20 protein-coding genes are annotated in these 20,486 nt (G+C 63.0%); 6 read left to right on the top strand and 14 right to left on the bottom strand.

What is annotated here, in order from left to right; all coding sequences use genetic code 11:
- The first annotated feature begins 2 nt into the window (after positions 1-2).
- Positions 3-779, top strand: a complete 777-nt coding sequence (locus tag ACLMAJ_RS35570; RefSeq protein ID WP_412018293.1) for an enoyl-CoA hydratase-related protein — start codon at positions 3-5, stop codon at positions 777-779.
- A gap of 31 nt (positions 780-810) precedes the next feature.
- Here the strand turns inward: ACLMAJ_RS35570 and ACLMAJ_RS35565 are convergent, their stop codons facing one another.
- The 7 genes from ACLMAJ_RS35565 to ACLMAJ_RS35535 form a co-directional block, all read right to left on the bottom strand.
- A complete protein-coding gene (locus tag ACLMAJ_RS35565; protein WP_412018292.1) occupies positions 811-1,491 on the bottom strand; it encodes a TetR/AcrR family transcriptional regulator in 681 nt (226 codons plus the stop codon).
- An 88-nt stretch (positions 1,492-1,579) separates the two neighbouring features.
- Positions 1,580-2,263, bottom strand: coding sequence for a carboxymuconolactone decarboxylase family protein (locus ACLMAJ_RS35560; RefSeq protein ID WP_412018291.1), 684 nt, complete (start codon positions 2,261-2,263; stop codon positions 1,580-1,582).
- A complete protein-coding gene (locus ACLMAJ_RS35555) occupies positions 2,260-3,924 on the bottom strand; it encodes a class I adenylate-forming enzyme family protein (protein WP_412018290.1) in 1,665 nt (554 codons plus the stop codon). The genes ACLMAJ_RS35560 and ACLMAJ_RS35555 overlap by 4 nt, the downstream gene beginning before the upstream one ends.
- Before the next feature lie 4 nt (positions 3,925-3,928).
- Entirely contained in the window at positions 3,929-5,077 is a 1,149-nt protein-coding gene (locus tag ACLMAJ_RS35550; RefSeq protein ID WP_412018289.1) for a 3,4-dihydroxy-2-butanone-4-phosphate synthase, read from the bottom strand.
- Positions 5,078-5,161: 84 nt separating this feature from the next.
- Positions 5,162-5,911, bottom strand: coding sequence for a glucose 1-dehydrogenase (locus ACLMAJ_RS35545; protein ID WP_412018288.1), 750 nt, complete (start codon positions 5,909-5,911; stop codon positions 5,162-5,164).
- Between the two features lie 16 nt (positions 5,912-5,927).
- On the bottom strand, positions 5,928-7,043 hold the full coding sequence (locus tag ACLMAJ_RS35540; RefSeq protein ID WP_412018287.1) for an LLM class flavin-dependent oxidoreductase: 1,116 nt from the start codon (positions 7,041-7,043) through the stop codon (positions 5,928-5,930).
- 62 nt (positions 7,044-7,105) lie between these two features.
- Positions 7,106-7,507 (bottom strand): nuclear transport factor 2 family protein, encoded by a 402-nt coding sequence (locus ACLMAJ_RS35535; protein ID WP_412018286.1) that lies wholly within the window; start codon positions 7,505-7,507, stop codon positions 7,106-7,108.
- A 226-nt stretch (positions 7,508-7,733) separates the two neighbouring features.
- On the opposite strand from ACLMAJ_RS35535, the gene ACLMAJ_RS35530 reads away from it, so the two are divergent.
- From ACLMAJ_RS35530 to ACLMAJ_RS35520, 3 genes are all read left to right on the top strand, one after another.
- Entirely contained in the window at positions 7,734-10,406 is a 2,673-nt protein-coding gene (locus ACLMAJ_RS35530; protein WP_412018285.1) for a LuxR C-terminal-related transcriptional regulator, read from the top strand.
- A gap of 223 nt (positions 10,407-10,629) precedes the next feature.
- Positions 10,630-10,824, top strand: coding sequence for a hypothetical protein (locus tag ACLMAJ_RS35525; protein WP_412018284.1), 195 nt, complete (start codon positions 10,630-10,632; stop codon positions 10,822-10,824).
- 18 nt (positions 10,825-10,842) lie between these two features.
- Complete coding sequence (locus ACLMAJ_RS35520; protein ID WP_412018283.1) at positions 10,843-11,124, top strand: EthD domain-containing protein; 282 nt, start codon at positions 10,843-10,845, stop codon at positions 11,122-11,124.
- A 171-nt stretch (positions 11,125-11,295) separates the two neighbouring features.
- Here the strand turns inward: ACLMAJ_RS35520 and ACLMAJ_RS35515 are convergent, their stop codons facing one another.
- Positions 11,296-12,885 carry an MFS transporter gene (locus ACLMAJ_RS35515; RefSeq protein WP_412018282.1) on the bottom strand — a complete coding sequence of 530 codons (1,590 nt, stop codon included), beginning with the start codon at positions 12,883-12,885 and terminating at the stop codon, positions 11,296-11,298.
- Positions 12,886-13,017: 132 nt separating this feature from the next.
- Between ACLMAJ_RS35515 and ACLMAJ_RS35510 the strand changes: the two genes are divergently transcribed.
- The gene (locus ACLMAJ_RS35510) at positions 13,018-13,644 is read left to right on the top strand and encodes a TetR/AcrR family transcriptional regulator (RefSeq protein WP_412018281.1); all 627 of its coding nucleotides are present in this window, start codon (positions 13,018-13,020) and stop codon (positions 13,642-13,644) included.
- Positions 13,645-13,722: 78 nt separating this feature from the next.
- Positions 13,723-14,361: a TetR/AcrR family transcriptional regulator gene (locus ACLMAJ_RS35505; RefSeq protein WP_412018280.1), complete on the top strand. Its 639-nt coding sequence runs from the start codon at positions 13,723-13,725 to the stop codon at positions 14,359-14,361.
- A 13-nt stretch (positions 14,362-14,374) separates the two neighbouring features.
- On the opposite strand, the gene ACLMAJ_RS35500 is transcribed toward ACLMAJ_RS35505, so the two are convergent.
- The 6 genes from ACLMAJ_RS35500 to ACLMAJ_RS35475 are packed head-to-tail and all read right to left on the bottom strand — an operon-like array spanning position 14,375 to position 20,430.
- The gene (locus tag ACLMAJ_RS35500; protein WP_412018279.1) at positions 14,375-14,548 is read right to left on the bottom strand and encodes a hypothetical protein; all 174 of its coding nucleotides are present in this window, start codon (positions 14,546-14,548) and stop codon (positions 14,375-14,377) included.
- Positions 14,549-14,560: 12 nt separating this feature from the next.
- Positions 14,561-16,099, bottom strand: coding sequence for a bifunctional 3-(3-hydroxy-phenyl)propionate/3-hydroxycinnamic acid hydroxylase MhpA (gene mhpA / locus ACLMAJ_RS35495; protein WP_412018278.1), 1,539 nt, complete (start codon positions 16,097-16,099; stop codon positions 14,561-14,563).
- A complete protein-coding gene (locus tag ACLMAJ_RS35490; RefSeq protein WP_412018277.1) occupies positions 16,096-16,452 on the bottom strand; it encodes a DoxX family protein in 357 nt (118 codons plus the stop codon). The genes mhpA and ACLMAJ_RS35490 overlap by 4 nt, the downstream gene beginning before the upstream one ends.
- Entirely contained in the window at positions 16,449-18,365 is a 1,917-nt protein-coding gene (locus ACLMAJ_RS35485) for an acyl-CoA synthetase (protein ID WP_412018276.1), read from the bottom strand. Before ACLMAJ_RS35485 ends, ACLMAJ_RS35490 begins: the two co-directional genes overlap by 4 nt.
- Entirely contained in the window at positions 18,362-19,300 is a 939-nt protein-coding gene (locus ACLMAJ_RS35480; RefSeq protein ID WP_412018275.1) for a fumarylacetoacetate hydrolase family protein, read from the bottom strand. Before ACLMAJ_RS35480 ends, ACLMAJ_RS35485 begins: the two co-directional genes overlap by 4 nt.
- Positions 19,297-20,430, bottom strand: coding sequence for a VOC family protein (locus tag ACLMAJ_RS35475; RefSeq protein ID WP_412018274.1), 1,134 nt, complete (start codon positions 20,428-20,430; stop codon positions 19,297-19,299). The genes ACLMAJ_RS35480 and ACLMAJ_RS35475 overlap by 4 nt, the downstream gene beginning before the upstream one ends.
- Between the last annotated feature and the right edge of the window lie 56 nt (positions 20,431-20,486).

Raw genomic sequence — 20,486 nt, 5'->3', positions numbered from 1 at the left:
CGATGAGCTCAGGAATCGGATTCGCGATCGATGGACATCTCGCGCACGTCACCCTCGATCGGCCGAAGGCCCTCAACTCGATCAACTCCGAGATGGACCTCGCGCTGTTCGACGCGTGGACCGAGATCAACAACAATCCCGATATTTGGGTCGCTGTCTTGTCGGCCGCCGGCGAGAAGGCTTTCTGTGCCGGTGCGGACATCAGCGGTGGGGGCGACGGCGCCGGGCGCCGCATGGCCATGGGCGGCGGCCTCACCGGCGTAGGGGGGCCTCTGCTGACACTGCGCAAACCGCTCATCGCAGCGGTGCAAGGGTATGCCATTGGCGGCGGCTTCGAACTGGCGATGTGCGCCGACATCATCGTCGCAGCCGACACCACCCAGTTCGGCATTCCCGAGACCAAGGTCGGGATCATCGGTGAGGCCGGCATCATGCACCGGGCGATTCGTCAACTCCCCCATCACATCGCGTTGGCAATGATTCTGACCGGTGAACGCATCGACGTGCACCAGGCCGAGCGCTACGGTCTGGTGAACGAGGTGGTTCCGTACGAAAAGCTCGCGGATACCGCGACCGCGTGGGCCGAGCGAATCGCGTCCGCGTCACCTCTGGCCGTCCAGGCAGCCAAGGACGCCGTGCTTTCACGCGCAGGTTGGCCGCTCGACGCCGCGCTGGCGACGCGGTATGAGCCGATCGAGGCCTACGAGTACAGCGCCGACCGTCTGGAAGGACGTGCGGCTTTCGCGGAGAAGAGAACTGCCGTGTGGACAGGACGCTGACAGACTGAACCGACCGCCCCCGATAATGCAGTCACCGGGGGCGGTTGACTGCTCCGTCGAAAAAGATCGCGCAGAAGGCGTCGATAGTCTGTCGTGCGTCGGTCTTGCGCATACCTGGTTTGAGCCACCGGTGCGTCCAGTTGATCATTCCGAACAGTGCTTTCGCCATCAGCGCCACCGACACGTCGGGGCGAAACGCACCCTCGTCCACGCCTTGCTGTAGGACATCGGTGACGATCTTTTCGAACCGCTTCGTCTTGCGCGCCATGTCTCTGGCCCACGCCGTGTTATCCAGGCTCAGCTTCGTCATGTCTTCCTGGATGTAGAGGTACACGTAGGGATAGTTGTCCTCGTAGGACATCAACTGTTGCTCGACGAGGCCCCGGAGCTTGTCGGGTGCCGACAGGTCGGAGGCAACGATCTCGGAGGCAACCGCGATGTTCTCGTTCAGTACACCGATGAGAATGTCGTGGAACAGCGCTTGGAAAAGTTCCTTCTTGCTTGCGAAGTAGTAGTAGATCGACGCGCGATCCGTCCCGAATCGCTCAGCGATGTCGTTGAGGGTCGCCGCCTCGAATCCTTTCTCCTTGAACACCTCGGCGGCAAGCCCCATGAGCTCGGTTCGCTTCGCCTGGTACCCGGGGCTGTTCTCGTTTTGAGCACTGCTTCTACGCTTGCTCATACCGCTGCCGGTCGTCGAGGAAGTAGCCACGACAGGCGATCTTACAGCCGAAAATCGTCGACCACATCAACGTTGACGTAAACTACCTGTGCGTTGACACTGTGGCGGCGCTGAGGGGTCAGCGCACTCCTCGATGCATCGGGGTCTTCTCGGCGATGCACAACGCGTCGCGCACGATGCGGGCGCCGGCCCCGAGCTCCACCGCGTTGGCCAGGTGGAGTCTGAATCCGGGCAGGTACCGGTGACCGGGTGTTGCGTCACACGCCAACGACACGAGTTCTTTGGTCAGCGCCGGTACGGTTCTGCTCTTCCACGGGACCGAACAGAACTCGAAGAACGCCCCGAAGGCATGGGGCGACATCCGCAGCAGCGCGTCGAAAAAGCCCGGGACCTCCACTTCCACTCTGGCCCAATAGGGATCATCTCCGACATAGCGGGCCCACAGCTCGCGATCGACCGTTGCCGGGGCGGTCGAGTCGGCCGGGTCGAGCTCCGCGGCAATACGTGCCAGTTGTCTCGACGACTCGAAGAATGTGTGCACACCGATCGCGGCCACCACGGTGAGCACCTCCTGGACCTGAGCCGAGGTGGCGCCGGCGGCAAGAGCCACCCTGATGTACCGCTCGCTGCCCTCGACATCCATCGTGGTGGCGACGGCTCTGACGGAAAGGCCGATGAGCGCGGCGGTGAGGTCGTCCATGCCGTCACCGTCGGCCACGCCTCGAAGGGCGTCCGCCGCGACCGCTCGGATCTCGGCCGAGGTGACGGCGGTCGAGTCGCGGGCGGGCGGAACCTCGGTCATGAAGCAGGACTCATACTTTCGGACCTGTCGAGAAGGATCGCCTGCAACCCTCGTTTGTTGATCTTGGTGGCCGACATCGGCCATTCACCCGCCGCGACGAAGTAGATATCGCGCGGGATCTTGTAGCGACCGATCTTTCCCCGGCAGAACGACAACAGCTCGTCGGCGGTGAGCTGGTGACCCGCTCTGATCTCGACGAATGCTATCGGCACTTCGTCGAGGCGTTCGTCGGGACGACCGATGACCGCGGAGTTGAGCACAGCAGGATGTTCGCAAAGGAAGGACTCGATCTCGATGGCGGCGACGTTTTCGCCCCCGACCTTGAGCATGTCCTTGAGGCGGCCGTGGAACACCAGGCATCCCGATTCGGTCCGGCTGTACAAATCGCCGGTATGCAGCCAACCTTCCCCGTCCAGTGCTTCCGCTGTCTTCGCAGCATCTTTGTAGTAGCCGTCGGTGACACAGAATCCGCGCACGAGAATCTCACCGGGGATGCCGGCCGGTTGTTCCCGACGAGTAATGGGGTCGACAATTCGTACTTCGATACCGGGTGCCGGCTTACCCTGAGCGTTGGACCGGTCATCGAAGGTCTCGGTCTCGTCACTGAGAGCGTAGATTCCGCCCGTCTCGGTCATGCCGCACGCCGCGACGAGTTCGGCTTGCGGGAAGAGAGTCTGCGCCTCCGCGATCAACACTCGCGGACCGATAAGGAAGATGAAGCGTACCGAGTCCAGTACGGTCGCATCGAAACTCGGGTGGCTGGTCAGCATCTGCATGGGGCCGGGAAACCACGGCCATATCGTCGTGGGTTTCTCTCGTACCATGAGCTCGATGGCACGACCCGGCTCGAAATAGGTGTCGGTGAGGTACGTGCCGCATGCTCCCATAGCGCCGATGAGTGGCGCGAGGGCGGCGATGTGAAACATCGGCCCACCGCCCCAGCTGATGTGCGGCGTCTCGGTCACCAGCCGATGTCGTGCACGGAACACCGGGCCGCGGGTGATTGCCTCGTGAGTGAGCAGGCAACCCTTGGGATTCGCTGTGGTACCCGAGGTGTAGAGAATGGCGGCCACGTCTCGGACGCGGACCTGCATTCGCCGGCGTTCGACCGCGGCGACGTCGACGCGGTCGGCTGCGACATCGAATGTCGACCGGGAAACGAACCCTGCGCGGTCCTCGCCCTTCAGCAGGACGGCCGTCCGCAAGCGCGGCGCCTCGGGGAGGGAAAGTGGCCGACCGTGGGCCGACGCTTCCAGCGACGGCAGCGCCTCGTGCGTTACGTCGACGAAGTCGATGTAGTCGTTGTCGCCGGTGACGGTCAGTAGCGCCGTCAGATCCGCGTTCTCGACGATGAAGCCGAGTTCCGAGGATTTGTGCCTCGCGTTGAGAGGCACCACGACGCACCCTGCCAGTGCGGCGCCGAAGAACCCCTCCAGGAACTCGATTCCGTTGTGGGCCAACAAGCCCACGTGTTCCCCGGCTTCGATGCCGAGACCGATGAGGCCTCGTGCCACCCGCAGCGATCGCTCGTACACCTGCGCGTACGAATACCGACTGTCGGGGAAGACGATGAGATCGCGTTCAGGATGGTCGGCGGCTCCTCGGCCGAGAAGGTCCGCGAGCGGCGAGACCTCGCTCCAGTGCGCGTTGTTCGACATCATTGCCTCAATTGGTCGTTGTTCGGGCGGTGGAGTCGAGGATCTTCCGCGCCTGCCGTGCGTATTCGATGTTCGCCATGGGGAACCCGAGAGCTCGACCGCGCTGGTCACCGTGTCGGACCAGTCCAGTCACGACCGGCGCGTCGGAGGCAACCCGTCCACCACGCTCGACCACAGCGACGGTCGAGTACCCGAGGGCGCGAACGATCTCGGCCACGTCGGCGTCGACCGCGGATGCATGACGAGCACTCTCGGACAACGAGTGACTCGCTGAGTATCGCTCGACCACCACCGTCCCGTGTCCGTGCCGGACGACCGACCTCAAGGCCGTTGCCAGCGAGTCGGTCGAGGCAAGAGAACACACATCGGCGGAGTCCTCGCGATAACGAACGACGTGCGGTGCAGTGTGGTGGCCATTCACGTCGGTGACGGTGTAGGCCACGAAATCCACATCGGTGATGTCGCTGTGAAAGCCCCTCGCCGTATACGAGCCGAGACGCATGGATCCGTTGTGCCGGAATGTCGCACGCACATGAGCTTCGGTCGCTCTGCGGTACGACACGACATCGTCGAGATACAACCAGGCCAATCCGTGTCGATCTGCGAAGTCGTGGGCCTCCTGCGTGTCCGCCATTCGTGTTTCGTCTGTCACGGACACCAGAGCGGTGTAGGCGCCAGCGCTCATGGACCCGGCCAAGCGCGTCAAATCCGTCGCCGCCTCCGCCGCGCCCGCTTTGGTGAGCACTCCGCTCGATTCAGCTCGCACCGGCATAACGTGACCGGGGCGGGTGAACGTCGCTGGCAGACTGTGTGGATCGGCCAGAAGCCGAAGGGTGCGAGCTCGATCGATTGCCGAGATTCCGGTCCCCGAACCCTCAGCTGTATCGACCGACACCAAGTACTCGACGGTGCTGCTTCCGGTGCGTGTGCTCGACATCGGTGACAGACCGAGCCGGTCGGCTTCATCTCCGGTCACTGCGGCGCAGACCAAGCCCGAACCGTGCCGAATCATGAAAGCGATCGACGCGGTCGAGGACTTCTCTGCGGCGATCAGAACATAGCTGTCCTGATCGGCGGTACCGCCGATCAGGACTATCGAACGACCTGCGGCTACATCGGACAACGCCTGCTCGACTCGCTCGATGGGGGTTCGCATGTCGATCAGTCCTTTTCCGGAGAAGCTGTGATGGTTCGCTGGGGTGGGCGCCACGCACCCACCCCAGTGGAGGTACTTCGTGTCCTACTGGGCAAGCATCCCGGCGTCGACAAGGTGTTCCGAACCGGTGATGTACGACGACTCGTCCGAAGCAAGGAACAACACGAGGTTGGACACTTCCTGCGGGTCGGCGATACGCCCCAGCGGGATCTGAGCCAACGCGTCACCGCCCTCTTCGTTGGTCGCTTCCACCATCATCGGGGTCTGGATGAAACCCGGATGTACGGAGTTGACACGAATGTTCTTGCGTCCGTACTCGACTGCGGTCGCCTTCGTCATCCCGCGGACCGCGAACTTGCTTGCGACGTACGCCAGATTGGGGAATCCGTAGTTCGCAGCCATGCCGGCGATCGACGAAATGTTGACTATGGAACCGATACCCGCTCGCTGCATCGACGGCAGTACCGCCTTCATCCCGAAGAACACACCGTCTTGGTTGATCCGGCAGACTTTCTGGTAGTCGTCCGAGCTCAATTCCGCGGTGACGGCGAGCGGGCCGAGCACACCTGCGTTGTTCACCAGAACATTGATCTCGCCGAAGGCGCTCACCCCGCGCTCGACGACCGATGTCCACGAATCCGGTTGAGTCACATCGTGATGCACGAAGATCGCGTTGTCTGCCAACTCGGCGGCCAGCTTCTCACCGGCCTCGTCGGAGACGTCGGCGAGGATGACCTTCGCTCCGTGTGCGACGAAGGTCCGCGCGTGGGACGCGCCCATTCCGCGAGACGCGCCGGTAATGAGGGCGACTTTTCCTTCTAAACGGTTCGACATAACGACCCCTCGCTCTCTAGACCGGCACCGACGTGGGAAGGGAAATACGGGGTGCCACTTCCTTGGCGATCAAGTCGAGGGAGTTGAACCACGGCGCCGGGTCGTCGGAGTAGTCGTGCGACTCGACTTGGAGGGTGCCCCAGCCACCGCTCGCCTCGAACAGGGTGTTGATCTTCTGGACCACGGTGTCCGGCGAGCCCACACAGAACACGTTGTCGACGACCCACTCCAGGTCGACGTCAGCCTTCTCCGCGCCGGCATCCTTGATGAATCCGTCCATCATGCCGAAACGCCACCAGATGGGAATGAGGTAGCGCTCGAAGCATTGGCCGATCGGCCCTTCCATGACGAGGCGCTTGGCCTCCTTGTCGGTGTCGGCCACGAACACCGTCTGCGAGACGTGGTAGCGCGAGCGGTCGGCGAGGTGACCGTTGGCTTCCGCTGCGGTGGAATACGTTTCCCAGTGCGTCCTGAGTGCGTCCAGACCGGAGAAGATCGACATCGGCCGGAATCCGCGTTCGCCGGCGAACTTCATCGACGGCGACTTGGCGCTGAATCCGGTTACCGCGATTTCCGGCGCGCCGCCCCAAGGGCTGAAATCGGCGAGCATGTGCTGGTCGTCGCCCTCGTCGCCATGCAGCTCTTCCGGGTAGCCGGCGTTCCAGAAGCGTCCCTCGTAGTAGAACGGTTCACGCTTCCAGATCTTTTCCATGATCTCGAGGGATTCTCGGACCATCTCGTTTGTGAACTGCGTGTCCTCGCCGTTCTTGATGCCGTGGATATACGTGGACTGCGGGTACGCGCCCGCGCCGACCCCCAGGAAGTACCGGCCCTCGAGGATCTGTGAGAGCCACCCGATCATGATGGCGAGCTTCGCCGGGTTGTGATGGGGAAGGATGTGGGCCATCGGAGCGAACTTGATCCGCTCGGTCTGACGTGCGGCTGCGGCGATGACCAACTCGGGATTGGGAATATTCTCCCAGCGCTGTGATGCGTGCTCGGAGAACATGACCGAATCGAAGCCGATTTGATCGGCGACGATCGCCTGATCCACACACCATTCGAACGTCTGGCGCGCGGTGTGCTCGGGGCGCATGTAGGGGTGGACGATCAGTCCGGTTTCCATTGCCATGGTGATGTGCCTTTCTGTGGAACTACGATCGACGTGCTTGTCACACAACGGATATCGCGGTATCAGGCGTAGAAGATGTCGTACGCGTGCTTGGTGTCCATGTACTCCTTGATGGACAGAATCTTCCCGTCGCGAAACTCGAACAAGAAGTGGTAAGCGTTCTGATAGACCTTGCCGTTCTTCAACTTCGCGTAGGACGTGGCCTCGACGGCGACCCTGTCGCCTTGCGCGACCGCGGCGGTCGGAGTGACCTCCAGCGCGCCGTTCTCGTACACGGAGGTGACCCCGCTCAAGAGCGCACCCAGACCCTTTTTGTCGTAGGTCCCCGACATGCCCTCGATGCCCCCGGAGACCCAGTAGGTCCCGTCGGGATGGAGTGTGTCCAAGATCTGCGCCACGTCACCCGTGGAGAAGATCTTCGCGAAATTGTTCGCTGCCTCGATGTTCTGTTCGGGCGTGCTCATGGATGCTCCGTCTGTTCGACAAGGTCCTCGTCTATGACCTGCATCACTGTCCATCGTGGCGGTCAACCGCGAAACCGTAAAAATACCCGGTTCGCCAATCCGGCCGCAGACGTGCCGAACTCCCTGGTCAAAGGGCTGTCAGGACTCCTCGCAGTCAGCATCGGTGCGTCAATACGCACGATGTCATATGTTGACCAGTAAGCCCCGACAGTTCACTATCGACCAGGTGACGCCGATCACAAGCACGACACGAAGAGAAGCGAGATATCGAGTGAACTCCGACGAGTGGCACCAGATCGTCGACCTCCGGAAAGCGGGAGAGTCGGTCTCGGCGATCGCCACCACCTTGCACATATCTCGCAATACGGTGCGTCGAGCACTGACGTTCGACGCCCCGCCGCGCGACCACCGACCGCGAACCGGATCGATAGCGGATTCGCTCGCACCCGCGATCGGCACCCTTCTCGATGTCAACCCGAATATGACTGTGGCTCAATTGCATCGAGAGTTGCAGTGGAGCGGATCACGCAACACACTCGCACGCGCCGTCCAGCGAGTCAGAGCCGAACGAAGTGTGGGCGCAACCGAGCAGACGCCGTTGGCACCGGTAAGTCGGGCCTCGAACATTCCACACTTCTCGACCAGCTTCGTCGGACGAAAAGACGACTTACGCAGTCTCCGTGCGATGCTCGGCGAAAGCCGGCTCCTCACCATCGCGGGCCCGGGAGGTATCGGCAAGACCCGACTGGCAGCCGTAGCCGCGTCGGACTATCGTCGCGCGTTCACCCACGGGGTGCGCTTCGTCGAGCTCGCGTCGCTACGGAGCAAGTCGCTTCTGCCCCAAGCTGTTCTGGACGCACTAGGGTTCGGCGACACCGACCTGCCCGAACGCAGCGTGCTCGAATCGCTCATCGAGTCCGTACGCGACAAGAATTTGCTGATCGTTCTCGACAACTGCGAACACCTGATCTCTGCCTGCGCGGAGCTGATCTCGCTGATCCTCAGAAGCACCGTCGATGTCAAGATCTTGGTAACCAGTCGTGAAGTACTGTCGGTGCCGGACGAGCACGTTTACGTGTTGGAACCGCTGTCCACCATCGATCACGACGGTCGCGAAAGCAACAGCGCGGCAATCGAATTGTTCGAGAACCGCGCGTCCGCCGCGATCGCCGGATTCACTCTGACCGACGCCAGTCGAGATGCGGTCAGACGTGTCTGTATTCAACTCGACGGAATGCCACTCGCCATCGAACTTGCCTGCGCACGGTTGACCGCCCTGTCTGTCGAAGACCTGGCCTCACGGCTCGACGACAGACTCGCACTGCTGACCGTCGGAAATCGTGGCGGCCCGGACCGACACCGAAGCTTGAACGCGACTGTGGAATGGAGCTACGACCTGTGCAACTCGCGCGAACAGACGCTCTGGTCTCGACTATCGATCTTCGCCGAGGGATTCGATCTCGAGATGGCCGAGACGGTGTGCGCAGACTCCACGATGGAAACCGGTCAGGTTCTGGACGTAATCGCCGGCTTGGTGAGCAAGTCTGTTCTTCGGCGAGACGACGGCGGTGGCAGCGTGCGGTTTCGCATGCTGGAGACGCTTCGTCATTTCGGAGCGAGCAAGCTGATGCCGGATGAGGCGTCACAACTCCGGTGTGCCCACCTTCGATGGTGTTCCGCTCTGGTGGCCTCCGCACGACGCAAATGGACTGGCGCCGAACAGGAACGAGTCAGCGGTCGGCTCCGTGAAAATCGAGCCAACCTCAGACTGGCGCTACAGACAGCGCTGGGTAACCCGACCGACGAATCGACCGCGTTGGCGTCAGATCTGATTGCGACGTGGTTCTTGTGGTCATCCGCATTTTCCGTGCGCGAACACCGAATGTGGATCACGAACTTCTTGAAGCTGACCTCGCTCAGTGATTCCAGCATCGCCCAGCTCGAGGCCACGATGGGCGTCCTGCAAACAATGCAGGGTGACCGAACACAGGCGGCTCGAACCCTCGAATCTGCCATCCGGCGCGCAGGCGCGGCGAACGACGGCGCGACCTTGGCGTTCGCACGCCAGACGCAGGGTCTGAACACCTACCTCGGTGGTGACTTCGAAGCAGGAGAACGTCACCTCGAGGCGGCGCTCGCGCTCTATGAGCACATTCCCGACGGCACTGATCTCAGGTGGACAGCGCATATCGAAATGGGCATGTTGTGCAGTTCTAACGGTGAAACACTCCGCGCTGCGGAGCATTTCGAGTTGGTCCGCGACCAGGCGTCGGCCACAGGCGAGAAGTGGATGTTGTCCTACTCGGTCTACGGTCTCGGCCTTGTCGCTCTCGTTCGGGGTCAGCATGAGGAGGCAATCCGACTTGCGACAATCAGCCTCGGCCTCAAGCGTGCGTTCGACGACACGGTAGGAACGACTCTTGTGACAGATCTGCTGTCGTGGGTAGAGGCAGCGACCGGCTCCGGTGAACGGGCGGCGGTACTCCTCGGGGCGGCCTCGTCGATGTGGGATTCGTTCGGGATGCAGCTGTACGGATCCCAGCACTGGGTCCAGCGGCGTGAAGTATACGAAGCGCGTGCACGAATGTCGCTCGGCAATTCGGCCTACACACAGTTACATCGACAGGGCGCCACGATGTCGAGAGCCCAGGTGATCGCCTTTGCGCTGAACGAAGACCGTGATCAGGACACTGATGCCCGGTCGGCGGCATCGGAACTCTCTCCGCGTGAACGCGACATCGCCTCCTACGTCGCAGAAGGACTCTCCAACAAAGAGATTGCAAACCTCATGGTGCTCTCGGTCCGAACCGTCGAAGGCCACGTTGCTCACTTGCTCCGGAAGTTGGGGATTACTCGTCGCCAACAGGTTCTGAACGCGATGGCCGACGCTACACATTAGCTGTGCGACGAGCTGATCCGGGTGACGACATCGACACTCGACAATACGAAATCAGCTTCCACCATCAGATGGCCACAAAGCTACAACCCGTCCTCGATCTTCGCTGTCGAGATTCGGACGCCACACGAATGACTGAGGATTAGATCAATTATGACTCTTGCATCACCTTGACTCGCACTGTTATTCTCATCACGCTTGATGAAATGATCAGGAAGATGAGCAGTTGACCGGAGTAGCCCACAAAATCGCAAGCTCGAGACGCACCTTCATCGCGGGCGCCATCTCGGCTGGATTGGCCGCCACACTCGCGGCCGATCTCCCCGCAGCGGCCGCAGGGCCGACATCCGATCCGGTCAAGCTGGTGTCCGCCCTCCGCCGCAGAGCAGACCTGTCATCCGGCCAGTTCTTCGACTACTGATTGCATCGGCACGGCCCGGTGGCCGCTGAGCAGATCCAGGTGCTCGGCGGCTACCGCTACGTCCAGAGCCACGCGGCCGACGCGACCCAAAACCTCCTCTTGTCGACAACACGTGGCGCCGACGAACCCATCGACGCAATCGTCGAAGTCTGGTTCCCCTCGGAGCAAGCACTGATCACCGCGCTCGCCACACCTGCTGGGATAGAGGCAAACCTGCGACTCACCGAGGACGAAAAGAACTTCATCGATCTGCCGCGCTCCTCGTTCTGCCTAACGCGAGAGCACGTGCTACTCGGCTAGTTTTGGTTTCCGGGTCGGGTGGTGAGAACCGACAGCACCATCGCAGTGCCGACCACGAGGTCGCATTGCCACATCAATGGACCGCCCCCCTGACGCAACGATCGCCAGCCGCAGCAATGTCTGCACTTCAGCGGCGACCGCGCGCGTCCGTCCGACGGAGTGGCCGATCCGTCAGCCGACAGTCACCGGTTCCTTGGTTTCGCTCGCAGCAGGAGCGGGCGTGGATATGCCTCTCGCCGGGAGCAGAAGCGCGACGGAGACTGTCCCGACCGCAAGGAGGATCGCGGCGATGAGGCTGGTGTGCGATACCGCATGGGCGAAGGCGGCATCGGCGGCTGCGACCAGTTGTGCAGCCTGATCGGGCATACCGGCCGCACCGATACGCTGGGCCACGACGAGTGCGCCGCCGATGGAATCCTCTGCTGCGACAGCGGCTTCCGCAGGCAGCCGACCGTCGACGATGGGACCGAGCTCGTCACTGTAGGAGCTGGCGAGTAGGGATCCCAGGATGGCAATGCCGAGGGTGCCGCCCAGCTCGACGGAGGTGTCGTTCACAGCGCCGCCCACACCGAGCAGGCGCTCCGGGAAGGCGTCCATGATGGTATCTGTCGCCGGGGAAACGCTGAGGCCAATGGCGAGGCCCAGCAAGATGAGCGGCCACACAAATGCCGCGTAGCCGGATTCGGCGTCGACTCGCGTCAGGACAACCAGAGCGAGAGTACCGAGGAGCATGCCCGCCACGACCATCGTCCGCAGGCCGAGCCGCGGGGTCAGCACGCCGGTGATGGCCGAGCCGACGAAGACCGCGCCTGCCAGCGGAAGCAGCCGAACACCGGTTGCCAGGGCGTCGAAACCGAGGACGAACTGCAGGTGCTGGGTGACGTAGTAGATCGCGCCGAAGGCCGCCAGGAAGAACAGCAGCACAGCGAGATTCGCACCGGCGAAGGCGCGGTCGCGGAACTTGCGGATGTCGAGCATGGGATTGGGATGACGCAGCTCCCAGGCTATGAAGCCAGCGGTGGCGAGCGCGGCCACGACGCCGGCGATCACCGCGGGGGTGTGCCAGCCGTTGCGCGGGCCTTCGATGATCATGTAAACCAGCGCGGCAACGGCGACAACGGACAATCCACCGCCCATCAGATCGAGTCGCTGGGTCGTATGCGCCCGCGACGGCGGGACCAGCACCAACGCCGCGACGATGGAGATCACCGCGATGGGCACATTGATCAGGAAGGTTGATGCCCAACCGTTGTCTTCGAGCAACCAGCCGGCGACCAGCGGGCCGATAGCGATGGCCAGCCCCGTAGTAGCGGTCCATATCGTAATTGCCATGGCGCGTTCACGTTTCGGGAAGGTAGCAACGAGCAGGGACAGCGTCGCGGGCATGATCATGGCCGCCGCGACTCCCATGATGGCGCGCGCCGCGATCACCCAGTCAGCACTGTTGACAACTGAACCCAGGACCGCCGCGCCCGCGAAAATGGCGAGACCGGCGAGCAGCATGCCACGGCGGCTGTATTTGTCGCCGATCGCGCCCATGATCAGCATGAGCGCGGCATAGGGAATGGTGTACGCGTCGATGACCCATTGCAGATCCTGACTGGATAAGCCGAGGTCGAGGATCATATCGGGGGCCGCCACGATCAACGAGGTGTTGGTCATGACGCCGATCAGCACGCTCAGGCACAGTACGGCGAGTGCGCCCCATCGTCGGCCATAGTCGGTGTCCGGGTCCACCGGCGTGGTGACTAACAGAGACATTGTCGACTCCTTCAGTAGATGCACACCGCTGTGCAATTTGCACGTTGCTGTGCAATCTAGGCGATTTGCACAGCAACGTGCAACTATGGAACCCTGCAACGTGAAGGGACTCACACAACAGCGACGGGAACCATGGCCACATCCCCGATTCCGGGCATTCGCGCACAGGCGAATCGGCGGCGAATACTCGACGTCGCGGCCGGTGAGCTGGCCCGCAATCCTGCGGCCAGCATGGAGGAAATCGCCGCGGCCGCGGGCGTTGTACGCCGGACGCTCTACGGCCACTTCCCGACCCGCGAGGCACTGATCGACGGCATTCTCGACCTGGCATCCGAGGACATAGCGCGCACCCTGCGCTCACTCGACACCGCGGAGCCGGTCGCGGTCACCTCTGCTCGATGCACGATCGCGCTCTGGCGGGTCGGCGACAAGTATCGACTACTGTTCAAACTCACGGAAACCAACGTGGGGGCGCGGATCGAGGAGCGACTGGCTCCGGTACACGCGCACGGCACCGAGATGCTGCGCCACGGCCAACGCTTGGGTATCTACTCCGATCATCTACCCGCCGAGGTGCTTTCACGCGCCCTGGCCGGCCTCGTTCTGGCCTTGCTCGAGTCGCGCAACGCAGGCGCGTGGACCGAGCCCGAGCCCGAGGTCGCTGCGGCTTGCGCGTGCCTGATCACGCTGGGCATGCGACCCGCCGAAGCAGCTGAGGTCGCCAGGACCGCGGCGGCATTGGAGAACATCGGGCCCTGAATTCGATCCGCCGGATACCTTGGCTGACGTTTTCATCAGATACGATTTCGGTGACGATTCCAACCGAAGGATGGCCTGATGACAGCCGAACCCGTGGTGCGCAACCGTGTCGACCGGCGTCGCGAGCGCACCCGCAACGCTTTGCTCGGTGCGGCCCGAAAGTTCCTGTCCGAAGGCCGCTCCTCAGTGAGTATCCAAGAGATCACCGATGCGGCCGATGTGGGATTCGGCTCCTTCTACAACCACTTCGAATCCAAGGACCAACTGTTCGACGAGGCAGTGCGTTCGGTACTGCAGGTCTACAGCGAGATGCGTGATGGCATCGTGGCGTTATACGACGATCCCGCGGAGGTGTTCGCGGTGAGTTTTCGCATGACCGGCCGACTACAGCGGCAGGTGCCGGAGATGGTTCGAGTGATCTTGAATTCCGGGATGTCGGTACTGCTGCGCGACGAAGGCCTGGCTCCGCGCGCCCGACACGACATCATTGCCGCACAAGAAGCCGGCCGGTTCGATCCGATGGACCCCGATATGGCGGTAATGGCCGCGGGTGGCGCCTTGCTGGGCCTTCTTCAGTTGCTCGATGCACAACCGGATGCCGATGTCGACGCGCGGACCGACGAGATGACTCTCCACGTGCTGCGCATGTTCGGAATGAACAAGCGCACGGCCCAGAAACTGAGCAGCACTCCCCTGCCCCCACAGCCGCAGCTATGAGACTTCGAAAGTCTCACCGGGTCAGCATCATGGCGATATCGGTGAGCATGTCCTCCTGACCACCGACCGGTTTGCACCATCCAGCTTCGAAGAGCAGTGCGCGGAGATCGACATCGTGTGTGGCTGAGACCCTTTCGGCGTTCGGATCGTCCCACACGCACCCGTATTTCGGTGCAGCCGCCTGCATGGGGCCGACCTGTCAGGTAGCGCGTTCAGGTCGGCGACCCGGCCTGAATCGAGGCATTGCGGTAAGCAGCGTCGACAGGTTCCCGCCGCAGCTGTGCACGATGCCGTCGGGGCGGACCAGGACCGACGGTGTATGACCGCGGCGAAGCCAGCTGTGTAATTCGGAGCCCGGTACGGCACGGAGCGCAGCACCGCCGCGTTGTTCGATCTGCGTCCGGTCCCCCGGTGACAAGTCGGCCGAGGTGATGACCGTGAACCGGCCGACAGCGAGATCGTCGACTCGCCGTCCGTCAAGGAGGCGGCCGTTCGGTATCAATCGACCGGCAAGCCCGCGATGTAGTAGCCGCGGTGCGATGACAAGATCGGACCGGTGCAGGCGCGGGGATTCACCGCTGGTGACCATCTCGGCGAGGCCGGGCAGCCGATGCAGCCTCGGCGCGATGAGGCTACGCAGGCGATTGCCCAGCTCGCCGCCCTCGGTCATGGTCATACCGGTGAGCTTGGCCAACCGGATCATGGCTCGCGCGTGTGGTTTTCGCTCGGCTTCATAGGTGTCGAGCACATTGTCCGGCAGTTCGTCCCGTAATACTCCTGCCAGTTTCCAAGTGAGGTTCGCGGCGTCACGTAGACCCGCGCCCATCCCCTGGCCGATGAACGGCGGGGTCAGATGAGCCGCGTCTCCCAGTAGGAATATTCGTCCTTTGCGCCACCGGTCGGCGATTTGCGCGCGGAAGGTGTACTCGGCGACCCGCACAACCTCGAGGCGCTCAATCTCGATTGTGTCGATCCACGGAGCGATGAGCGGATGGAGCTGGGATAACTCGCGGTAGTCGGAAGCGGTTTCGTCCGGGCGTAGTTGAAATTCCCACCGATAGCGGGTCTTTCCGATGCGCATGTAGGTCGCCGCGCGCATCGGGTCACAGACCTGATGTACCCCCTCCCAATGTCCGAGGTCGGCCGTCGTGGCAATGTCCGCGACCAGCCATCGCTGCTCGAATCGGAGGTCCCGCATGCACCCGCCGATCGCGCCGCGGACCAGACTATTGGCACCGTCGCAGCCCAGCAGATACCGCGCGCACACGGACCCGGCTCGACCGGTCACGCGGTCGTTGAAATCCACTCGGACGCAATCGGTTTCTTCGGCAATCGCTGTGACCTCGGCGCTACCGCGCAGCGTGACAGCCGGGTACAGGCCGAGGTTGGCGCGCAGGATCGCTTCCAGCTCCGGCTGATCGAAAAGGTTGGCCTCTGGGTGACCATTGCGACCACCGGCCGGATCGCGATCGAATTGCGCCAGTACCCGCTGATCGGGATCCAGCAGACGCAGACCGAGGGCTGGCCGCGAGACGGCGTCGAACTCGATACCGACACCGACACGCTCCAGAATCCGGCGGATCTCGCCGTCCAAGTGGACAGCTCGGGGTTGCGGGTAGACACCCTCCCATCGCTCCAGCACGAGGCATTCGATTCCATATTGGGCGAGCAGTGTCGCTGCAGTGAGTCCGGCCGGGCCAGCTCCCACGAGCACGACCGGAATCATCGGAGCATTCACAGCGACACCCCGGCAAGGGTGACCACGTATGCGACGCTGGCGAGGCCGGTCACTGCCGCGGGTGCGAACTCGGACGCACCATCACCATTACGAAGGTGGGAAACGACGGCACCCGCCATCAACAGCGCCAGCCCGGTTCCGGCCGCCACACCGATCCACGGACGAGCAAAGCCGAGCAGCACTCCCGCTCCTGCGGCGACTTCGAGTGCACCGATGCCCCGGTAGGCGGCCGTCGTGAAGCCGAGGTGGTCGGCGCGCTTGCGCATCGAGGTGACCGCGATCAGCTCGGCCGATCCGAAGGACAGGAACTCCGCCGCCAGCACGGCGCCGAGCACGGTCGATGCGATTTTCATTGCTGCACCTCGACTTTCCATGTAATCGCATACCTGCCGAGCATCGTCTCGACCTCTCGCCTGTCGGCGGAACTGGCGAGTCCGACTGTGGCGACGATCGCCCCATCCTCGACCACGGCCGCAATGTCGTTGATTCCAGCGATCCCGGACAGGGCGTCGAGAAGTTCTCGACGAGTCGCGTCGGCACGCAAACCCAGCTTGTACGGCTTGCCGACATCGGTGATCGGCAACGCGTCGAGAATGGTGACCGTTTTGGGTGCGGCTGCACGCTCGTGCACGTACTCGCCAGCCCAGGCGACCAAGTCGATTTCGGAGACTGTCGCATCCGCTGTCAGCGTGACATAGGCGACCGGCACCTCCCCGGCATGAATATCAGGGCGGCCGACCACACCTGCGGCGCTGACCTGGGGGTGGGCCAGCAGAGCATCCTCGATGGTCGCTGGGTCGATATTATGACCACCCCGAATGATGAGATCCTTTGCGCGACCGTGCAAGTAGATGAAGCCGACCTCGTCGACGTGGGCCAGGTCGCCGGTATCGAGCCAGCCATCGACCAGGGTTCCCAGCCCGCTGGTGATGTGGCCGCGGTCGCCTCGTCCGGTCACATACCCGGCGAAGACCGTAGGGCCGCTGATCACAAGAACACCGGTCTCACCGGTTGGCAGCTGTTCCCACGCCCCGTCCTCGGCGATACGGACAACCGCGACGGGCTGGTACGGCATACGCTGCCCGACCGCATCAGGCCGCGGCAGATCCGGGAAGCTCCGCGCCGTCGTGCATGTCGCTTCGGTGAGGCCGTACCCCTCCACCAGGGTCACGCCGGTGTGCTTTTGGAAGCCCTCCCGCACGGCAAGCGGCAGCGGGGAGGCGCCGACCATCGCGAATCGCAGGCTGGAGATATCTACGGTGATCGGGCACTGTGTGAGCACCGAGTAAACGGTCGGTACGGCGCTCATCGCGGCAATCCTGTAGTGCGCCACGATATTCCAATACTCCGCGTACAGGGCGAGATCCCGGTATCCCAGCGGTCCGGCCCACACCACCGACTGGCCGCGAAACATGGGCGCGAGCAGTGTGACGATAAGTGCGTTGACGTGAAACAGCGGCAGAGCCGCGAAGATGACCGCGTCGCCCTCGAGCAAGGAGTTGGCCGCGAGCATCCAGGCATTGGAGACCTCACCAATATGGCGGTGCGCAGCCAGCTTCGGGACACCGGTGGTCCCGCCGGTGTGGAACAGCGCCGCCAGATCCGAGCCGCTCGGGGGGACTCCAACGAAATACGACGAATCTTGCTCGCCTGCGAGCGAATCGAGGTAGCCGATCCGGACACCATCGACCGATAGCAGCTCCGGCGCCGATTCGGGTGCCAGCGTGGGGCGCAGTACCAGTATCGCGTCCAAGAGTCCGCGTGCGGCCAGCTCACGTGCTGACGCCCAAGTCTCGGGGGCGAGTTCAGCGCCGGCGACGATCAGAACCCTTGCGCCGGATCGACTCAGCAGCTCGGCGATATGGTCACGCGAGAGACCGCCGTTGATAGGTGCGGCAACGCCGGCCAGCTGAGCGGCGAGGGTAGCGGGAATCAGCTCTGCGCAATTGGGGGCGATGAGCGCGACCGCGTCGGCGCGCCGTACACCGAGCTCATGAAGCAGATTCGCGTACCGGTGCACGTCGGTGAGAAGTTCGGCGTAGGTTCGCTGCAACGGTTCCCGCCAACGCGCCGCCTCGGGCAATACGGTGAGCGCGTTGCGTTCTGGCCATCGCACGGCCGCGCGGGCAAGCAGCTCATAGGTTGATCGAGGAAGACCACGCGCGGCCAGCGGTACAGATTCGATCACCGCCAGGTCCTCCGGACCCGCATAGCGGGGCCACAGAAGGTCCTCGGTCGCAACCGTGACGGTCGAGCTATCGGTCATCGGGCGTACCTCACGACCGTGCGCTGACGGCCCAAGTCGATGACACCGTCATCGGTGCCGACTGCGGCCTCGACGACATCCCCGTCGTGTAGGTACTTCGGGTTCTTGGCCTGGCCTTTGAAGAACAATTTCCATTTGACCTTCGGCGGCAGCAGCGAGCCGATGATCGCCACAGGCTTGGCGGGCGCGCTGATCGCGGTGCCAACTGGAGTCCCGGTAAGCAGCAGATCTCCGGCGTCCATCCGCTGAAAGCGCGTGAGTTCACGTAGGGCTTCAACCGGCCGGTAGATCATGTCGGCGACGGTCATATCCTGCCGCACTTCTCCATTGACCCACAGTCGCAGGCGCAGATCAGTGAACCGCTTCAGCTCATCGGCTTCCAGCAGAACCAACGCGGGGCCGACCGGAGTGAAGGTCGGATAGGACTTCGCCTCGTAGAACTGGGTTTTCGGTAGCTGGATATCCCGGGCCGAAACATCGTTCGTCACGACCAGCCCCACGATGTAGTCAGCAACGTTCTCCGCCGTGATATCGGAACCAACCAGCATTTCGCGCCCGAAGACAAGCCCGATCTCGACTTCGTAGTCGAGTAGCTGGGCATGGGCGGGACGGATGATGTCGTCGTGAGGTCCGCTGATCGATCCAGAGGTCTTGCGGAAGAACGTGAGTGGCACACTCTCCGGGTCCATGCCCGAGTCCTTGACATGCGATGCGAAGTTCGTCATCTGCGCCACCACGCGGCACGGAGCACTCACCGGCGAGATCGGCGAAAGACTGTCGACCGAAACGACTTCCGAACTCGCTGCTGCTGCTGTGATCGCCGATCGATCGGCCAACAGCTCGCGTGTGCTCGCGGCTTCGGTATCGATGCGCGCCGCGCCGGCGGGTGTTTGCACCCACCAGCCCTCGGCGGTGCGGAGGATAGAAGTACTCATGACTTGGCTACTTTCAACAGGCCGCGCAGGCGGCGGAAATCGAATTCGTTGTCCTCGCGCAGTGCGTCGAAGATCGCGCGTAATTCCCGAAGCGATTCAGGCCCAGGGGAAATGCCGAGGAAGTCTTTGGTGACCGGTGGGCCCCACTGAGACAAGCCCGATGCGCTCATGGGTGCCCAGCCCGGTTCGAGGGTGCAGTCGAACATGTCACCGTCGCTGAAATGCTCGACCATGAAGCCGTCGGGGTCACGCCAGTAATCGAAGATCTGGCTGCCCTGGATATGGCGCCCGATCCCCCACGACCGGCGGTAGCCGTGCTCACGCAGGAACTCTCCGCCAGCGGCGAGGGCGTCCAGATCGGCGACCTGATACGCCGAATGCACGTAACGGTTCGACGGCCCCAGCGTCAGCGCGAGCGTGTGGTGGTCGGCCGGAGTCGAACCCTGGTCGCAGCGAACAAAGCTCATTACCGGCCCACGCTTGCGTTGACCTGGGTAATAGAGGAAGTCGCTGACGATCAGGCCAAGATTTCGCAGGTACCAGTCCAGCGTCTCCCGGTATTTTGTCGTCTGCACAACCACGTGCCCGAGCCGCTGCACCCGGGCTGGGACTCGAGCGGGTCGCTGGGTGACGTTGATCCGTGTCACCTCATGTCCGAGGTTGTACACCTGAGGCTGCTGCGATCGCAGGGCGCCCAGTTCGTGGGTCTCGGCGACCACGCGCACCCGCAGCCCACTCGGGTCGGCCAGATCCACTGTCAGCCCACCGAGTGACTCCGGGAGTGGCACCGGCCGCGAGTCCGTTGCCTCTGCCAGCCGGAGCAAGTCCCCTGCCTCGGCGGCACGGAAGGCAGGGCCGACAAACCGCGACCGATCACCGCGGCGTATCAGCACGCAGGGCGAGCCGGAGTCCGTGCCGCGCAGCTGCAACTCATCGGCCGTCCGCATTGCCGTGGTGAATCCGAAGGCGTGAGCGAAAGTCTCGGCCCCGTCCAGGTCGGGCTTCTCGAACTCCAACCAAGCCAGATCGAGCACCTTCACTACGGGATCGCGCACCCGGCCAGGATGTTCACCCGCCAGCGCGCCGTGCTCGCTGTGCAGGCCGCTGTGCACATCGTGATGGCCGTTCATCCTCCACTCCCTTCTACTTACTGACGATATCGTCACTCACGAAGGGGTAGTCAGTC

This window comes from Nocardia arseniciresistens (assembly GCF_046764875.1).
Lineage (GTDB): Bacteria > Actinomycetota > Actinomycetes > Mycobacteriales > Mycobacteriaceae > Nocardia > Nocardia arseniciresistens.
This window is presented reverse-complemented; position numbering and strand designations above follow the sequence as displayed.